This window comes from Micromonospora fiedleri (assembly GCF_016774385.1).
GTDB lineage: Bacteria > Actinomycetota > Actinomycetes > Mycobacteriales > Micromonosporaceae > Micromonospora > Micromonospora gifhornensis.
Genome location: NZ_JAETXL010000004.1, coordinates 201,089 through 217,666, shown reverse-complemented (window position 1 = coordinate 217,666; position 16,578 = coordinate 201,089). Strand labels below are relative to the sequence as shown.

Sequence of the window (16,578 nt, the reverse complement as noted above, 5' to 3'; positions counted from 1 at the left end):
GTCGGCGGGGAATTGTTGATGCTCCCCGTTCGAACCGCGTCAGGAGGCGTAGTTGCAGCGCACCCCCGAACGCTTGTCGGAAGCCGACGAGCGCTGGCGGATCCGGCGTACCCACGACGACCTGGACCGGCTCGGCGAGACCGAGTCGGTGTTCGCGTTGAGCAACGGCTGGCTGGGCTGGCGCGGCACCCTCGACGAGGGCCGGCCGTGCGACATGCCGGGCAGCTACCTCAACGGCCTCCACGAGCGGCGCAAGCTGAACTACCCCGAAGACGGTCACGGCTTCCCACAGCTGTCCGACACGGTGATCAGCGCACCGAACGCCACCCTCGTCCGGCTCTGGGTCGACGGCGAGCCACTGGACGTCCGCACCGGGACGCTGCACCACCACGAGCAGGTCCTCGACCTGCGCGTCGGGGTGCTGGAACGACTCACCGAGTGGACCTCGCCCGGCGGGCACACGGTGCGGGTCCGCAGCACCCGACTGGTGTCGCTGCCGCGCCGCCGGGTGGGTGCCGTCGAGTGGACTGTGGAAGCCCCGCACGGGCCGGTCGAGCTGAGGATCTGCGCCGACCTGCTGGCCAACGAGCGGGTGGAGGACCGCGCCGACGACCCACGAGCCGCCGCCGTCATCGACGATCCACTGGTCGGCGAGGTGCGGCACCTCGACGGCAGCGCCGGGGCGCTGGTGCACCGCACCGAGCACAGCGACCAGCGGGTCGCCGCCGCCGTCGCACACCACCCGACAGCCCCGGATCACTTCACCAGCAGCGCGGACGCGACCGAGGACCGGATCCGGTTCAGCCTCACCGGCGTCCTGCAGCCCGGTGAGCGGGTCACGCTTGCCAAGTTCGCGGCGTACGAGTGGCAGCCGGTCGACGGCGCCTCGCCGGACGACCTCGCCGAGGAGGTGATGACCGACGCGCTGGCGGCTCGCGCCGACGGCTTCGCCGCGCTGTGCGCCGAACAACGCGCGGCCCTGGACGCCGCCTGGCGTACCGCCGACGTGCTCCTCGACGGTGACGACAAGTTGCAGGTGGCGATCCGGTTCGCGATGTTCCACCTGATCCAGGCGGGCCGCCCCGACGGCGACCGGACCATCCCCGCCAAGGGGCTGACCGGCAACGGCTACGACGGCCACGTGCTCTGGGACACCGAAGGCTACGTCCTGCCGGTGCTCACCTACGTCGCGCCGGAGGTGGCCCGATCGGCGTTGCGCTGGCGGCACGCGCACCTGCCGCAGGCCCTCGACCGCGCGGCGGAGCTGCGGCTGACCGGCGCGATCTTCCCGTGGCGCACCATCGGGGGCGAGGAGTGCTCCGGCTACTGGCCCGCCGGTACAGCCGGATTGCACGTCAACGCCGACATCGCCGACGCGGTGCTGCGCTACGTCTCCGCCACCGGCGACGACGACTTCCTCGCCGGTCCCGGACTGGACCTGCTGGTGTCCACCGCCCGACTGTGGGCCGGGTACGGGCACTACACCGACGACGGCCGCTTCCACATCACCGGGGTCACCGGCCCGGACGAGTACTCGGCTCTGGTCGACGACAACCTGTTCACCAACCTGATGGCCCGGCGGAACCTGCGCGGTGCCGCCGACGCGGTGCGCCGCCACCCCGAGGCGGCGACCCGGTTGGGCGTCGACCCGGCGGAGGTGACCGCCTGGCGGGCCGCGGCCGACGCGATGACCGTGCCATACGACGCCAAACGCGGGGTGCACCAGCAGTCCGCCGGCTTCACCGAGCAGCCCGAGTGGGACTTCGCCGGCACCAGCGAGGACGACTACCCGCTCCTGCTGCACTTCCCCTACCTGGAGCTGTACCGACACCAGGTGGTCAAGCAGGCCGACCTGGTGCTGGCCATGCAGCGCTTCCCGAGCGAGTTCAGCGCCGAGGAGAAGGCCGCCAACTTCGCCTACTACCAGACCCGCACGGTCCGCGACTCGTCGCTGTCGGCCAGTCCGCAGGGGGTGCTCGCCGCCGAACTGGGTCACCTCGATCTGGCGTACGACCTGTTCACCGAGTCGGTGTTGCAGGATCTGGAGGATCTCGGCGACAAGACCGGCGACGGCCTGCATCTGGCGTCGCTGGGCGGCGCCTGGCTGGCCCTGGTGCAGGGCTTCGGCGGGATGCGCGACGACCGGGAGCTGCTCTCCTTCGACCCCCGACTGCCCGACCGGATCGAGCGGCTGGCGTTCAGCCTGTGCTGGCACGGCCAGCGGCTGCTGGTCACACTCACCGCCGACCAGGCCCGCTACGAACTGCCCGACGCCCCCACCGACACCAGCATCGAGCTGTGGCACCACGGCGAACGGCTACAGGTCACCGCCGACGAGCCGGTGACCCGCCCGATGCCCCCGGTGCCCGACTTCGGCCCCGAACCGCCCTCCCCGGACGGCCGCCGCCCCAAGGGTCAGTGAGGCTGTCGCTGCTCGCCGAGGGCTGAGTCGCCCGCCATCCGTTCCCGTACGGCGGTCAGTTCCTCGAAGGCGTACGCCCAGTTGTGGCACTTGAAGCTGCGCAGGCCCTCGATCGGGGTGCGGCAGTCGGCGCAGCGGACACCGGCGATGGCGTCGGGGAGCCCGGTGTTGACGTAGCGGCGCTCGCCGAGGATCACCGTCGCGATCATCATCGGGTCGTGCACGCCCTTCAGCGCTGAGGAGACGATGTCGTACCAGGTGATCCGGCGATCGCACTTCGGGCAGTCCGGCTGGTCGCCGCTGACCCACAGTGGAGCGCCGATGGTGCGCGGCGGCATGCCGAGCAGCTTCTCGATCCGGCGTACGTCCGTCTCGGGGGTGGTCCAGCGGTGTCGGCCCGGCAGCGACGCGGGCGAGTCGTAGACGGCCTGGAACAGGGCGGGTTCGACCTCGACGGTCTCGCGTTCGCTGGTCACGGCGTACCTCCCGGTTGGTCGACGCTCCCACCGTGGTCACCGGCGGGCAACGGGCACAACCGGATCAACGACACGGCGCCTCGGCCGGCGTCGGCAGCGCCGACCTGCGGACACCCAGGATGATCAGGTACCCGAGAATCCAGAACTCGCCGACGGTCGCCGGGACCACCAGCAGGTCCGCGAGCATCCCCGCGCCGGGGGCGAGGTACGTGACGAACGTGTTGAGCAGGTAGCCGACGCCCCCGACGACGAGAACCCAGCCGAGCGCGCGGGGCAGCCACCCGGACCGCAGCACACACCAGCCCATCGGTACGAGCCAGAGGCCGAAGAAGAGCCCACCCACGACCCACAGGTTCCCGCTGACCAGATACAGCAGTTGGACGGTGTCGGCGGCGTCGCCGAACGGCTGGGCAGCCACCTCGGTGGCGGTCGCGAGGAGCGCGGCGCTGCCGAGGACCGCGATGGCGTTGACCATGCCGAAGGCCGCGATACAGCCGGCGGCGGTGGCGTCGACGGTGCGGAACAGCCGGTAGAACCAGACGGCGGTGCCGGTCTGGGCGAGCACGACAAGGAGTTCGAGCGCGATCGCGACGCGGGCCAGGGACTCGTTCTGCACCAGGTGGGCGAGGGTCGCCTCGGGGTCACCGGCGGCGAAGATCCGGGGCCGGATGGTCAGGAAGCCCAGTGCGCCGGCGACGGCCAGGCCGAGGTAGAGCAACCCGGTCGTACGGGCGGTGCGGATCAGCGGAGGCATGGCGGCTCCTTCGGTGTGCGCTGTCGGGGTAGCGCGGCGAGACATCCGAGCCTTACGGTGTAAGGCAACCATACGATGTAAGGTCAAGGGAGGATGGGAGCTGGATTGGGTGCGAGGAGAATTCGAGAGCCGCTGAGTCGGGAGCGGGCCCTGTCCGCCGCGATCGCCCTGGTGGACGCCGAAGGGCTGGGCGCGTTGACCATGCGCCGCCTCGCTGCCGAGGTCGGTGTGGAGGCGATGTCCCTCTACCACCATCTGCCCGGCAAGGAAGGTCTGCTCGACGGGCTCGCCGAGGCGGTCGTCGCCGAGATCCAGGCAGCCGTCGACACCACACTGGACGACGGGCACTGGCGTGCTCGCCTGCGGCAACGGTTCCTGGCCGCCCGTACGGTGATGCTGCGTCATCCCTGGGCGCCCGCGCTACTCGGCTCCCGCCCCACCATCCCCGCCGGCCTGTACGGCTACTACGACGGCATCATCGCCACGCTGCGCGACGGCGGCTTCTCCTACCGGATCGCCCACCGGGCACTACACGCGTTCGGCAGCCTGGCGCTCGGCTTCGCCCAGGAGGTCTTCCGGCCCGCGTCGGCGGGCGGTGAGACCGACGTCGAGGCCGCCGAGGAGGAGTTGGCCGCGATGGCCGCCCAACTGCCCCACCTGACCGCGATGGTGGCCGCCGAGGCGCACGCCGCCGACGACCCGACGCTCGGCTGGTGCGACAGCCAGGTCGAGTTCGAGTTCACTCTCGACCTGCTCTTCGACGGCCTGGAGAAGGCCCGCGACTGAGTCCGGGTCAGGCGAAGTGGTGCCCGGAACGCCAGTCCTCGGCGTTCTGCCGCCACACCGACCGGGTACGCCAGAGCAGCACGCCGCCGCCGACCCCGAACAGCACCGTCACGGCGATGACGACCACGGACTCCAGGTGGCCGGCACCGATCCGTACGTCGCGGACGTTGCGTCGTGGATCTTCGGGGTCGTACCGCACGGTGGCGACGTCACCGACCTGCGGTTCCGGGCGCCACCTGTAGTCGGTGACCTCCGCGACGACCTGGCGGCCGTCGGCGGTGGTGAAGGCGAGCAGCACGTACGAGTTCCGGCCCTGCGCATGCACCTCGCGTACGGTCGCCTCGGTCTGCACGCCGTAGTTGTCCAGCCGATGGGTCCGGTGAATCGACCGAACCTCAAGCGGCACGATCACCGCCAGCAACGCGACAAGCAGCACGAGCGTGGTCAGCGGGTGGCGCAGCCAGTAGCCGGGCAGCCAGCGGCTGCGCAGCCTGCGCGGCTTCCGCCGCTCCCGCCAACCCACACTGCAATCCTGCCTGCCCTCGACAACCGGACGCGTCAGCCGTTCTGCCGTTCGACCGCGCGCCGCAGCACACCACGTACGCCGGGCAGGGTGATCGCGCGCATCGTGACGTCGTTCAGCCACACGTGGACACGGCTCGGTGGGGCGTACTGGTGCATGCCGCGACGGGCGAGTGCCTGTCGCTTGACGACCTCCGGTCGTAGCGACGCTTCCCAACCGGCGAGGGCGGCCGGGATGTCCTGGTCGGGCCGGTTCAGGGCGGTGCCGAGCCGGTCCGCGCCGGCCAGGGCGAGGGCAGCACCGTGCCCGGCGAAGAGGGTGACACACCAGGCCGCGTCGCCGAGCAACACCACCCGGCCGTCGCTCCACTTGGGCATGACCACCTGGCTGACCTGGTCGAAGTAGGCGCCGGTCGGATCTTCGGCCAGCTGCCGCAGCGCCTCGGGTATGCCCCCGCCGAGGTCGGCGAAGGCCGCCCTCAGGGCGTCGAGGGCACCCCGCGCCACCTCCCGCCCCGGGTCCTCGCAGCGGTAGGTGAAGAACGCCGAGGATCTGCCGGGCCCGAGGCTGATGACCGCGGCCGTACGGCCGGGTCCGATGAAGGTCGTCGCCGACGACTCGGGCACTTCCGCCACCGGCTCGGCGAGCGGAACCGCTGCCACCACGTACGGCAGGTCGACCCGGTACTGCGCGCCGAACACGGAGGCACGGGTGGCGGAGTGCACCCCGTCGGCACCGACGAGCAGGTCGGCCTCCTCGGTGCTGCCGTCGCTGAGCGTGACCCGTACCCGGTCGACGTCCTGGTCGATCGCGGTGACGGTGGTGCCGAAGCGGAACTCGGTGTGCTCGCGGGCCGCGTCGTACAGCGCGGCTTCCAGGTCGCCCCGGAACACCGTCATGGCGCGCGGGCCGAGGGTGGCCTCGGCGAGGGCCGCCGGCACGGTGAACTTCGGCCGGCCGTCCGCGTGAACCAGCACGGTGGAGAAGGAGCCCAGCGCGCGGTCGGAGAGTGCGGGGAGCAGGCCGAGTCGCTCGGCGGCGTCGTACCCCGACCCGAGCAGGTTCACCAGGTAGCCGCTGCTGCGCCGGCCCGGGGCCCGCTCCACCACGGTCGTGCGCCAGCCGTCGCGGCCGAGCCGCGTAGCCGCGGCCAGACCGGCGATGCCCGCGCCGACGATCACCGCTCGCTTCATGCGGTATCCCTTCCCAAGAATGAGCGTACGCTCAAATAGTATGAGCACTTGCTCATGCGAGGCAACTGAAGCCGCCCGGCCTGGGCCTAAGATCAGAGGTATGCCGCGCGGAGTCGCCACCCCCGAACCTCGGCAGCACCTCTTCGCCGCCGTGGAGCGCGTCATCGTCGGCGAAGGGCCGAGCCGGCTCACCAGCCGGGCCGTGACCCGCGAGGCCGGCGTCGCCACCGGGCTGCTGTTCAGCCACTTCACGAACTTCGACGAGTTCCTCGTCGGCTACGCCGTCGACCGCAGCTTCCAACTCGCAAGCGCAGTGGCCGGGCTCCCGACCCGCGCCGGCAGCGCGACGGTCACCGAGAACCTCAGCGAGATCGGCCAGGCGCTCCCGCTGGACACGCTGGTGACGATGACCCGGCTGATGGCGTACCGACCCGGCATCACCGCCGGCGTCGAGTCGGTGCTGGGCGACGGCAACGCCGGGCTGCAACCGGTCGAACGGGCGATCGCCCGCTACCTCACCACCGAGCAGCAGTTGGGCCGGCTGCCCGCGAGCGCCGACCCGGAGGCGCTGGCCCTGGTCGTGACCGGAGTGCTGCACCACCTGGCGTTGACCGACGGCACCAGCCCGGTGGCCGCCGGCCGACTCCACCGCGCCATCGCGGCGCTCACCGACGGGTTCCCCACCGTCGCTCAGTGACCACGGCGCGATGACGCTCAGGGTTTGACCGCTCGCACTAACTTCACCGTCATGCGCCCCCGCATCTATCCGGCAGTGCCCGTCGCGGGGTTGTTCGCCTCCCTGTGGATCCTGGCGGCCGGGATCTTCGCCGACCTGGGGCCGCCCTCGCCGACCGGGGAGTTGCGCCCGGCCACCGTGATCTCCATCGAACAGGACAGCATCGGTCGACCGTTCGTCGCCCTGGTCAGAGTCGACACCCCGGACGGGGCGGTCGTCTGCGGCCTCAGGAGTTCGCAGTTCGATGGCAGCCGGCTGCCCCGACTACACAGCGACCTGACGGTGGACTACTGGCCGACCGGCTGCGCCCCGGCACCGGTGTCGCGCGAGTTGCCCCGCGAGGGGATTCTCGCGATCGGCGTGGTTGGCACGGCACTTATGGCGTTCTGGCTTTGGGCAGGCCGCAGGGCTGGCCTCTGAGTGTGTGGTGGATCCGCCACGTCGAAATCCACCGGAGCGGGCACACATCCGCCTTGTCCGTACCGTCTGGCGTCTGTCAATATCACCCTGCCCGGGTGATCATCGCCCGGTCGGTACATGGGGGACGGATGCGCATCGGCTCGCGCTCAGCTCGACGGATCGTGGCACTGCTGACGGTGACGGCACTCGCCGGCTCCGGTGGTGCCGTAGCGGTGGTCACACCCGCCTCGGCAGCCGGGACCACACTGCAATCCGAGCAGGCCGTACGCCCACCGGCGGTGTCGTCGGACGAGTATCCGATGTATCCCAACTCGCCCAACCTCGACTACACCATCGGGGTGGCGGGCACCTTCCGTTTCCTGACGTACGGCACCGACACGGTGGCCTTCGCCTGGCGGCTCGGCGACGACGGCCCCTCCGGCACTGTCCCGGCCGTCGATCGCCTGGGCTACGTGTCGGTCGCCCCAACTCAGGCGGGTCTGCAGACGCTCTACGTCCGGGACGTGACCCCCGAGGCTCCGCAACCGAGCGAAACGGCCTACACGTTCAAGGTGGACGACGGCCCACGGCTGGTCGATCGCGGCGAGGACGGCGCGAAGGTGGTGGTCGGCGAGTCGCGGACGGTACGCCTGCGGCCGGGTCGACCGGACGTCGTCTCCTACACCTACAGCCTGCGCGACCGGGTGCACAAGACGTACAACACCGGCACGGTGGCCGCGCGCCCGGACGGGACCGCGGACCTCACCTGGACAGCCGTCCACCATGAGATCGACAACCTCCTGGTGCACAGTGTCAGCGCCGACGGCACCGTCTCCGCCAGCCGGTACGTCTCCTATTCCGTCGACGGTGCGGCGCCTACCGTGTCGCGCATCCCCGGTGTGGGCTGGGTGACACCGACCACCTTCATCGCCCGTACCCGCATGGCGAACCCCGTCGAGTACGTGGTCACCGTCAACTCCGACGAGAACAGCCGACAGATCCTGACGCCGGCGGCCGACGGCAGCGCCACGTTCCAACTCATGCCCACCGTCAGGGGCACCCACTACATCAACATCTTCGCCCGCGACGCCGCCGGGGTGCAGACGAACAGCGCCATCATCCTCTGGTCGGTCTCCAACCGTCCGGTGGTCACCTCGACCGACTTCCCGTCGAACGGTGTCGGCCGGGTATGGCCCGGCACCTTCACCTTCACCGCCGGCATGCCCGGCACGACGGAGTTCCGGTACCGGATCAACGGCGCACCGTCGATCGCCGTTCCCGCCGGCCCGGACGGAACGGCGACCGTGTCCTGGACGCCGCCGACGGACGGCGCCCACGAGGTGCTCCTCTGGAGTGTGACGGCCACCGGCAGCACCTCCGATGTCACCGAACACCGCTTCCAGCTCAAACGCCGCCTGATCGCCCTCGACCACGTCACCCCGGGTTCGGTGACCACCGGCGAGGTGCACCTGCTGGAGCTGACCGGCTACGGCATGCACAGGCAGGACCTCATCGAGGTCATCCCCTCCGACGGCAAGCCGGTACCCGCGCAGCTCTACCACCTGACCGGCGGCGGCTCGATGGTGCAGGTGTACGTCGACCTGACTGGCGTGGCGACCGGTCCGGCGACAGTCCGGCTCACCCCGCACGACGAACTCGGCCGCACGGTGAAGTGGGGCAGCAGATTCCAGATCGTCGCACCGCCCGCCCCGAAGGCCACGAAGCTGCCGACGATCACCGGCACGGTCGCCGTCGGCAGCACCGTGAAGGCCAGCACCGGGACCTGGACGCCCAGCGCCACCTCGTACAAGTACCAGTGGGCGGCGAACGGCACCGCGATCAAGGGCGCCACCGGCGCATCACTCAAGATTCCGGCCGCGCTGCTCGGCAAGAAGCTCACGGTCACCGTGACCGCCATCCGGACCGGTCACCCGAACGGCAAGGCCACCTCGAAGGCCACCGCCGCGGTCGCCAAGGGCAAGGCCCCCAAGGCGACGAAGAAGCCCAAGATCAGCGGTACGCCCAAGGTCGGCCGAAAGGTCAAGGCCTTGGTCGGCACCTGGTCGCCGAAGGTGGACTCCTACAAGTACGAGTGGCGGCTCAACGGAAAGCTGATCAAGGGAGCGACCGGCAAGACGCTGAAGCTGACCTCGAAGATGCGCGGCAAGAAGCTCACCGTCACGGTGATCGCCCGCAAGCCCGGCCACGCGAACGGCAAGGCCACCAGCGCAAAGGTCACCGTACGCCGCTGACGCGGCTCGTGTCGCCCATTGCTGTACTTCGCCGCTGTACTTCCGCAGGCTGTCTGGCCCAGCCGATGAACCGTCGGTGCAGCGCGCCAGCCGGTGCCCAGGGCATGTCCTCGGCGGCCTGCACGAGACAGACGCCGAGGTAGAGCGCCAGCGACACCGGAGCGCCCGCGTACTCCGCGCGTAGCTCTCGCCTCCGGGTGGGGCAGGGCCAGGGAAGGTCGCAGCCGCCGCAGCTCCAGATCGGCATTACCGGGCCGTGGGTGGTCACCGTACACCGCTCAGGAATCGGGCGACGCTCGCGCGGGCCTGCCGGCTGGTGGCCCAGTCCACCTGCCAGCACGGGTACGGGGCCAGCCGCGACCACCACGCCCGGCAGCCGACGCACATGCCGTCGAGCCCTCGGACGTGTACGGCCAGGATCACATGCTCCTGGTCGTCTTTCACTGCGCCTCCTCTCCCGGCCAGTGGCCACGGTTGATGGGGATGCGGTGCCGGGCGTGGCAGGGCAGATCGGCTCCGCAGCGGCAGATCCGCCGCCACTTCTGCCAGGACCAGACCGGCCGATGCCGCCGCGCGAACGTCAACGCCGTGGCGGAGAGGTACTCGTCGTACGAGACACGCTGGCCTCTGGGAGTTGACCGGCCGGCTGAACCGGCCACGTTTCTGCTCACGGAAGTTCCACCGACCCAGGCCCATGGTGTCGATCGGTCGGCATGTCCCATGTCGGCCTGGGGTTGCCGTGGGAGCGCAGGCGTGCGGCCTGGTCGAGCAGCCGTCGCTGAGCCGCCGCCTGCTCGGCGTCTTGGTACCGCTGTCCGGTCCCCGGCGGCGGTGGTGGCTCGGGCTGCCGCAGTAGCCACCGGATCAGCACGTACAGGTTCGGTCGGAGCGTCACGATCCCGCCTCCTCGCCCTGTGTCGGCAGGGCGGACCCGACGGAGGCTGCTGAGTCGCGGCGAGTGTCTGCCCACGCCAGCACCAGCGCGTTGTCGGCATCGAAGAACATGTCCGAGACGATTCCGCCGGACCAGGCGCGGCGGCCATGTCGGCTGGTCATGTCACGGTGACATGAGTGGCCTCGACCTGCCCGGACAACATCCCTAGGCTCCAGATCGAGCACCATGAGTAGTCGTCCGACGACGCTTGGAGCCGCTGTGCCGCTCGATCATTTACGGGTTCCCGAAGACCTCTGGTCGCGCCAGGACATACGCGCGGCTCTTGCTGCCCGCGACATCGGTGCCCTGTTCCGGCTGTTTACTCGGCATACGGGCGCGAGTCAGACCCGCATCGGGGCCGCCGTCGGCTTGGAGCAGGGCTACGTCAGTCGGATCATCGCCGGCCGGAAGGTGACCTCCATTGACGTGCTGGAACGCATCGCCGACGGCTGCGCCATGCCCGACGAGGCACGGATGACGCTCGGCCTCGCGCCTCGCCAGCGGTCATATCGCGCGGACATGGCCGACCACCGGAACACCCGACACAGTGATCTACCGGCCAACCGCTCCTGGCACGAGGACGTCCGCGCTGCCGCACAGTTATGGGAAGGCGACGTGAACCGTCGAGAACTGCTTCGCCAAACCGTATTCAGCTCCGCCGCGTACACCCTGCCCGCCCTGCGCTGGTTCACCGCAACCAGCACCCAACCCGTCACACAAGAAGGTCGCCGAAAGGTCGGTCAGCCCGACATCGACACCATCCGCGAGATGACCGCCACCTACCGGCGACTCGACAACCAGCACGGCGGCGGCCACGCCCGCGCCAACGTCACCCGCTACCTCCACCACGAGGTCACGCCCCTGATGACCGAAGGCCGATACGATCCAGCAACCGGCCGCAAGCTGCTCACCGCCGTCGCCGAGCTGACGCAACTCGCCGGCTGGCAGGCGTACGACATGGCCGAACACGGCCTCGCCCAGCGCTACCTCACCCATGCCCTCGACCTAGCCCGAAACGCCGACGACGCCGGCCTGGGTGCCGAGATCCTCGCCGCGATGAGCCACCAAGCCACCTACCTCGGCCACACCGCCACCGCCGTCGACCTCGCCCGCGCCGCCCGACAGACCGCACACCGCGCCGGAATCACCGTGCTGACCGCCGAAGCGCTGGTCATGGAAGCCCACGCCCACGCCGCCGCCCGCGACGAACAAGCCTGCGCCACCGCACTACACCAGGCGGAACACGCCCTCGACCGAGCCGACCGCAGCGGCGACCCGCAGTGGCTCGGCTACTTCGACGAGGCATACCTGTCCGCCAAGTTCGGCCACTGCTTCAACGCCCTCGGCCAACACCGCCAAGCCGAACGCTTCGCCGCCCGATCCCTGCACATGGACGAACGCTACGTACGCGGCAAAGCCTTCAACCTCGCACTCCTGGCCACCACCCAAGCCCGCCACGGCGAACCCGACCGCGCCAGCGTCATCGGCGGCCAAGCCCTCACCCTGACCACCCAACTGAAGTCCGCACGCGCCGTCCGCTACATACGCGACCTGCAAACGGACCTCATGCCACACCGCCGCCGACCAGCCGTACGACACTTCATCACCCGGATCGATGCGACCCTCGGCCAACGCCGCTGACTACAACTCACCCCGGGCCTCACGCGCGACCAGCTCCAACACCGCGATCACCGTACCGGCACCCACGATCTCGCCCTGGGAGACGAGCTGCCGTGCCTCCTCCAACGGAATCCAGGCAACCTGCTCAGCCTCGTTGACATCCACCGGAGTACCCATGTGCTCGGCACTTCTGGCTAGAAACAGCAGGTTCTCCGCGTCGGCGGTCGCCACCCACGGCTGGAACGCCAGCAGCGGCTCCACCGCACCCGGACGCCAACCGGTCTCCTCCTCAACCTCCCGGACCGCACACGCCGCCGGCTCTTCACCCTCATCCACGTAACCGCCCGGCAGCTCCCACACCCAGCGGTCGAATACGAACCGGTGCCGCCGCATCAGCAACAACCGCCCCTGACCGTCAAGCACCGCAACCATCGCCGACCGAGGCGCCCGAATCACGTACTGCTCGAACCGCACCCCATCCGGCAACTCGACATCTGCGATGCTCAACTGCGCCCGCCGACTACCATCCACCACCCGCTCACCGTGGATCGTCCATCGCGTCAACCCGACGATCTGCTCCTCCGCCATCCGGCCAGTATCCGACCAAGAGTCCCAGCGGCGGCAACCGCGCTCGATGCCTGCTCGCGAGGCGTCTCGATCTGCGGTCGTTGGTGGCGGGTTGACGGAGCTTCACAGCGTCTTATGACCCCTGTGTGCCCCACTCCGGGTACGACAGGCGGCCGAGAGAGCGGCCAACCGGCCTGCCGGATCATGCAGGACGCTATGGCCGTCACTGATGACCCGGTGGGTGCCGGGGTCGACCGGGTCGGTGTCTGCCCAGCTCATCGGGACAACGCCAATTTCGACCACAAATCCTGACCGACGCCGTACCCGAACTTCCCTGAGTGGCCCCCATTGCTGCAACCGGACGACTTCGCCATCGAGCAGGTATTTCCAGACGCTCGCCTCCGCGTAACGCGGGTTGTCAGTGAGGACGACGATGTCGATATCCGAGTCCATGCGCGCGGCCTGGCGCGCCCAGGAGCCGACGACCACCACTCCACCCACGTCCTCGCGCTCAGCCACCCACGCGGTGACCAGGTCGACCACTGAACGGGCTTGCTGCGACCGCTCCGCTGACACCACGCGGCCGAGTCTGACACGGGCACTGGCCGCCAACCTGCGGATCACGTTGGATACCTACGTCCATTGAATGCCGAAGAAGGCTCATCCCGTGGCCTGGTCGGCGGCCTTCTGTGGCAGGCAGGCAGCGAGTGGCGGGAAGCCTTCACCGGTCAAGATCGGATCTGAGTTGCGCCCTCGTTGTGCCCGACGATCTTCGCTTGTCCTTATCGCAGCTCATCGGCGGTGTGTGGTGGGCCGCCAGGGACTCGAACCCTGAACCTATGGATTAAAAGTCCACAGCTCTGCCATTGAGCTAGCGGCCCGCGGCCCACAGGCTACCTGACCCCCACGGCCCGGCGCGCGATGCTCAGGCCCCCAGGCGCGCACCCGACAGCTGCATCAGGTCGAACGGGAGCCACCCCCAGAAGGGCGACGCGACAGGCGATTCGCATCCGGCTGGCAGGATCGGGCCGGTCGGCACTGCGACACGGGGAGGGTGAGCATGCCGGAGTCGATCCGCATCGTCGTACTGGCTGGGGCGACGTTCAGTACCGGGCTTGTGGCGGGGCTGTTCTTCGCGTACGCCTGCTCGGTGATGCCGGGTCTGGGGGCGACCGACGATCGGACCTTGATCGGTGCCATGCAGTCGATCAACCGCAAGATCCTCAACGGCTGGTTCCTGTCGGTGTTCCTCGGTGGGCCGGTGTTGGTGGTGGTGGCTGTGCTCGGTCACCTCAGTGTCGGCGGCGCGGTGCTGGGTTGGTTGGTTGTGGCACTGGTCTGCCATTCGATCACCTTCGCTGTAACGATGCGGTCGAACGTGCCGCTCAACGATCAGTTGGACGCCGCCAGGTCGGTCGACGGGACCACCGACCTGGCGGCGATCCGACGTCGGTTCGAGAGACCCTGGGTGCGGTGGAACCTGATCCGGGCGGTCAGTTCGGTCGCCGCCTTCGTCTGCCTGATCGGTGCCCTGCTCGCCCGGTGAGGTGCCTCCGGAAGGCGCCGACACGTCGCGTGGTTGGAAAGCCACTTATCGGGTACGGACCGGGCATGCGCATCGTGGTGGTGGGGGCGAGCGGGAACATGGGTACGGCGCTGCTGCGCCGGTTGCGGCGCGAGCGCGACATCCAGGTGGTCGGGGTGGCACGGCGGCTGCCCCATGCGGGGGCCGGTGAGCCGTACGACGGGGTGCGGTGGCACTCGTGTGACATCGGTCTGCCGGGTGCAGCGGACGAGTTGACCGGCGTCTTCGCCGGGGCCGATGCGGTGGTGCACCTGGCCTGGCAGATCCAACCCAGCCACGACCAGCACGTGTTACGCCGGACCAACGTGGACGGCAGCCGGGCGGTGGTCGACGCGGTGTTGCGCGCCGGGGTGCCGGCGCTGGTGTACGCCTCGTCGGTCGGCGCGTACGCGCCGGGGCCGAAGAACGCGCCGGTGAGCGAGCGCTGGCCGGCGACCGGGGTGGTCGAGTCGTCGTACAGCCGGGACAAGGCGGCGGTCGAGGAGATGCTCGACGGGATCGAGCGGACCCATCCGGGGTTACGTGTGGTGCGGCTGCGGCCCGGGCTGATCTTTCAGCGGGAGGCGGGCACCGAGATCGCGCGGTACTTCCTCGGGCCGCTGGTGCCGGTGCGGCTGCTGCGGTACGGACGGCTGCCGCTGGTGCCGGCCAACCGGCGGCTGCGGATGCAGGCGGTGCACGCCGACGACGTGGCTGACGCGTACGCCCGGGCGATTCTGGGTGATGCGCGCGGTGCCTTCAACGTCGCCGCGGACCCGGTGCTGACCCCGGAGCTGGTGGCCCGGCACTTCCACGGCTGGACGGTGCCGGTGGCCGCCCCGGTGCTGCGTGCCGCCGCGGCGCTGACCTGGCGGGCCCGGCTGCAACCGATCGACGCCGGCTGGGTGGAGCTGGCGTTGAACGTACCCCTGATGTCCAGCCACCGGGCCGAGACCGAGCTGGGCTGGCGACCCCGGGTCAACGCGGTCGACGCCCTCAAGGAACTCGTCGCCGGCATGGCCGATCGTGCCCACACCGACAGCCCGCCGCTGTCCGCCACACCCACCCTGCCCGGTCGCCCGGCCGGGCTCGTCCGGGCCCGCCCGGCCGGCCACAGCAACCCCTACTAGCGCAGGGTGGAGCGGGTGAAGGTGGGCTTGCCGGAGCCCAGGTAGAAGATGCCCGGGTAGGTCTCGAAGCCGTGGCTGGGGTTGCGGCGCAGGGTCGAGTCCTCGATGCGGAGCGTGCCGGTGCGGTCGTTGCTGACGAAGAAGATCGCGCCGCCGCCCTCCTTGGCGTCGTTGTCCTCGATGGTGGTGCCGGCGATGCGTACCGAGAACTCGTTGCCGTCGCAGTAGATCGCGCCGCCGCTGCCGCCGCCCGGGGTGCCGGAACGGGCCGGGTTGGCTCCCTCGCCGACGGCCGCGTTGTCGCGCAGCGTGCTGTTGAGCACCACCCAGGAGACGCCGATGCTGCTCAGCGCGCCGCCGTTGGCGCAGGAGCCGCCGACGAAGGTGCTGCCGACCACGTACACCGGCTGGTTGTCGTGCTGGTCGAGGACCCGGATGGCGGCACCGCCGAGGTCCGGGCCGGTCCGGTCGCAGCGGTTGTCGACGAAGCGCGAGTTGACCACCTTGAACCGGCCGCCCCGGACGAAGATCGCCCCACCGCCGCCGCCGTCGGTGCGTTGGCCGGTGGCGTCGCCGTCGGCGAAGGTCAGGTTCTGCACGGTCAGCCGGGGATGGTCCTGGTTCTGGCAGTGCGAGGTGGTCCAGCCCTGCAACGCGTCGCAGGTGTTCATGTAGAGGATGCGGCGTTGGCCCTGACCGCTGAGGGTGACCTTGCCGCCGCCGTCGAGGACCACCTGCGGGCCGTTGGCGTTGCGCACCTTGGCCGTCGCCGTCATCTTGATGGTCACCGGGTCGGGGCCGCAGTCGAAGGTGATGATGCCGCCGGCCGCCACCGCCCGGACCACCGCCGCCGAGGTGCAGCTGGCCGGGGTGCCGGTGCCGACCGTACGGGTCGGTCGCGAGGTGTCCACCGCCTGTCCCGCCGCCGGCACGGCCACCGCACCGCCGGACGGTTTGCGGCCACCCCCGGTGGGGGTCGCCGAGGGCACCGCGCTGGCGCTGGCGGAAGGGCTGGCGCTGGCCGCCTGCGGCACGGCTTGCCCGCTCTGCTCGGCGGCGGCTGCGCTCGATGCGGGTGCCGCGTCGACCGCCGGTGGTTGGCCGCTGCGCGGATCGGCGCGGGGCACGGACGGCCCACAGGCGGACAGGACGGTGACTGTGACGCCGAGTACGACCACGGCGGGGGATCTCAGACGCACTTTGGTGATGTTAGGCGGTGAAT

The 16,578-nt window shown here is 70.1% G+C and carries 16 protein-coding genes, 1 tRNA gene and 1 pseudogene; 8 read left to right on the top strand and 10 right to left on the bottom strand.

Going from position 1 to position 16,578, the window contains the following annotated elements:
* Positions 1-52: 52 nt before the first annotated feature.
* The gene (locus JMF97_RS11935; RefSeq protein WP_238359240.1) at positions 53-2,422 is read left to right on the top strand and encodes a glycoside hydrolase family 65 protein; all 2,370 of its coding nucleotides are present in this window, start codon (positions 53-55) and stop codon (positions 2,420-2,422) included.
* Here JMF97_RS11935 and JMF97_RS11930 read toward each other — a convergent pair.
* Together JMF97_RS11930 and JMF97_RS11925 are read right to left on the bottom strand one after the other, a co-directional pair.
* Entirely contained in the window at positions 2,416-2,898 is a 483-nt protein-coding gene (locus JMF97_RS11930; RefSeq protein WP_203221644.1) for a DUF8243 domain-containing protein, read from the bottom strand. The genes JMF97_RS11935 and JMF97_RS11930 overlap by 7 nt on opposite strands.
* Positions 2,899-2,962: 64 nt before the next feature.
* Positions 2,963-3,652, bottom strand: a complete 690-nt coding sequence (locus tag JMF97_RS11925) for a DUF4386 domain-containing protein (RefSeq protein WP_203221643.1) — start codon at positions 3,650-3,652, stop codon at positions 2,963-2,965.
* Between the two features lie 93 nt (positions 3,653-3,745).
* Here JMF97_RS11925 and JMF97_RS11920 point away from each other — a divergent pair, with 93 nt between their 5' ends.
* Entirely contained in the window at positions 3,746-4,438 is a 693-nt protein-coding gene (locus JMF97_RS11920) for a TetR/AcrR family transcriptional regulator (RefSeq protein ID WP_203221642.1), read from the top strand.
* 7 nt (positions 4,439-4,445) lie between these two features.
* Here the strand turns inward: JMF97_RS11920 and JMF97_RS11915 are convergent, their stop codons facing one another.
* Positions 4,446-4,961, bottom strand: a complete 516-nt coding sequence (locus tag JMF97_RS11915) for a DUF3592 domain-containing protein (RefSeq protein ID WP_203221641.1) — start codon at positions 4,959-4,961, stop codon at positions 4,446-4,448.
* 35 nt (positions 4,962-4,996) lie between these two features.
* Entirely contained in the window at positions 4,997-6,154 is a 1,158-nt protein-coding gene (locus tag JMF97_RS11910) for an FAD-dependent oxidoreductase (RefSeq protein ID WP_238359239.1), read from the bottom strand.
* A 100-nt stretch (positions 6,155-6,254) separates the two neighbouring features.
* Here JMF97_RS11910 and JMF97_RS11905 point away from each other — a divergent pair, with 100 nt between their 5' ends.
* From JMF97_RS11905 to JMF97_RS11895, 3 genes are all read left to right on the top strand, one after another.
* Positions 6,255-6,851 (top strand): TetR/AcrR family transcriptional regulator, encoded by a 597-nt coding sequence (locus JMF97_RS11905; RefSeq protein ID WP_203221640.1) that lies wholly within the window; start codon positions 6,255-6,257, stop codon positions 6,849-6,851.
* Positions 6,852-6,875: 24 nt separating this feature from the next.
* Positions 6,876-7,310, top strand: a complete 435-nt coding sequence (locus JMF97_RS11900) for a hypothetical protein (RefSeq protein WP_203221639.1) — start codon at positions 6,876-6,878, stop codon at positions 7,308-7,310.
* 161 nt (positions 7,311-7,471) lie between these two features.
* Complete coding sequence (locus JMF97_RS11895) at positions 7,472-9,541, top strand: hypothetical protein (protein WP_203221638.1); 2,070 nt, start codon at positions 7,472-7,474, stop codon at positions 9,539-9,541.
* A 264-nt stretch (positions 9,542-9,805) separates the two neighbouring features.
* Here JMF97_RS11895 and JMF97_RS31990 read toward each other — a convergent pair.
* Positions 9,806-10,153: pseudogene (locus JMF97_RS31990) on the bottom strand (hypothetical protein); the annotation flags it as partial.
* 279 nt (positions 10,154-10,432) lie between these two features.
* Entirely contained in the window at positions 10,433-10,597 is a 165-nt protein-coding gene (locus tag JMF97_RS11880; protein ID WP_203221637.1) for a hypothetical protein, read from the bottom strand.
* A gap of 97 nt (positions 10,598-10,694) precedes the next feature.
* On the opposite strand from JMF97_RS11880, the gene JMF97_RS11875 reads away from it, so the two are divergent.
* Entirely contained in the window at positions 10,695-12,116 is a 1,422-nt protein-coding gene (locus JMF97_RS11875; RefSeq protein ID WP_203221636.1) for a helix-turn-helix domain-containing protein, read from the top strand.
* Here the strand turns inward: JMF97_RS11875 and JMF97_RS11870 are convergent, their stop codons facing one another.
* From JMF97_RS11870 to JMF97_RS11860, 3 genes are all read right to left on the bottom strand, one after another.
* Positions 12,117-12,683: an NUDIX hydrolase gene (locus JMF97_RS11870; protein WP_203221635.1), complete on the bottom strand. Its 567-nt coding sequence runs from the start codon at positions 12,681-12,683 to the stop codon at positions 12,117-12,119. It lies immediately after the preceding gene.
* 102 nt (positions 12,684-12,785) lie between these two features.
* Complete coding sequence (locus JMF97_RS11865; protein WP_203221634.1) at positions 12,786-13,241, bottom strand: nucleotidyltransferase domain-containing protein; 456 nt, start codon at positions 13,239-13,241, stop codon at positions 12,786-12,788.
* Positions 13,242-13,468: 227 nt separating this feature from the next.
* Positions 13,469-13,543 (bottom strand) — tRNA-Lys (locus tag JMF97_RS11860).
* A gap of 179 nt (positions 13,544-13,722) precedes the next feature.
* Here JMF97_RS11860 and JMF97_RS11855 point away from each other — a divergent pair.
* Positions 13,723-14,208 (top strand): anthrone oxygenase family protein, encoded by a 486-nt coding sequence (locus JMF97_RS11855; protein WP_203221633.1) that lies wholly within the window; start codon positions 13,723-13,725, stop codon positions 14,206-14,208.
* 65 nt (positions 14,209-14,273) lie between these two features.
* Complete coding sequence (locus JMF97_RS11850; RefSeq protein WP_203221632.1) at positions 14,274-15,356, top strand: NAD-dependent epimerase/dehydratase family protein; 1,083 nt, start codon at positions 14,274-14,276, stop codon at positions 15,354-15,356.
* Here the strand turns inward: JMF97_RS11850 and JMF97_RS11845 are convergent.
* Positions 15,353-16,555, bottom strand: coding sequence for a hypothetical protein (locus JMF97_RS11845; RefSeq protein WP_412101277.1), 1,203 nt, complete (start codon positions 16,553-16,555; stop codon positions 15,353-15,355). The genes JMF97_RS11850 and JMF97_RS11845 overlap by 4 nt on opposite strands.
* Positions 16,556-16,578 lie beyond the last annotated feature (23 nt).

Bases quoted from the DNA above. Each gene is read 5' to 3' on its own strand.
- JMF97_RS11925 (WP_203221643.1), bottom strand. From the start codon at position 3,652: ATGCCTCCGCTGATCCGCACCGCCCGTACGACCGGGTTGCTCTACCTC.
- JMF97_RS11920 (WP_203221642.1), top strand. From the start codon at position 3,746: ATGGGAGCTGGATTGGGTGCGAGGAGAATTCGAGAGCCGCTGAGTCGG.
- JMF97_RS11910 (WP_238359239.1), bottom strand. From the start codon at position 6,154: ATGAAGCGAGCGGTGATCGTCGGCGCGGGCATCGCCGGTCTGGCCGCG.
- JMF97_RS11905 (WP_203221640.1), top strand. From the start codon at position 6,255: ATGCCGCGCGGAGTCGCCACCCCCGAACCTCGGCAGCACCTCTTCGCC.
- JMF97_RS11880 (WP_203221637.1), bottom strand. From the start codon at position 10,597: ATGACCAGCCGACATGGCCGCCGCGCCTGGTCCGGCGGAATCGTCTCG.
- JMF97_RS11870 (WP_203221635.1), bottom strand. From the start codon at position 12,683: ATGGCGGAGGAGCAGATCGTCGGGTTGACGCGATGGACGATCCACGGT.
- JMF97_RS11855 (WP_203221633.1), top strand. From the start codon at position 13,723: ATGCCGGAGTCGATCCGCATCGTCGTACTGGCTGGGGCGACGTTCAGT.
- JMF97_RS11850 (WP_203221632.1), top strand. From the start codon at position 14,274: ATGCGCATCGTGGTGGTGGGGGCGAGCGGGAACATGGGTACGGCGCTG.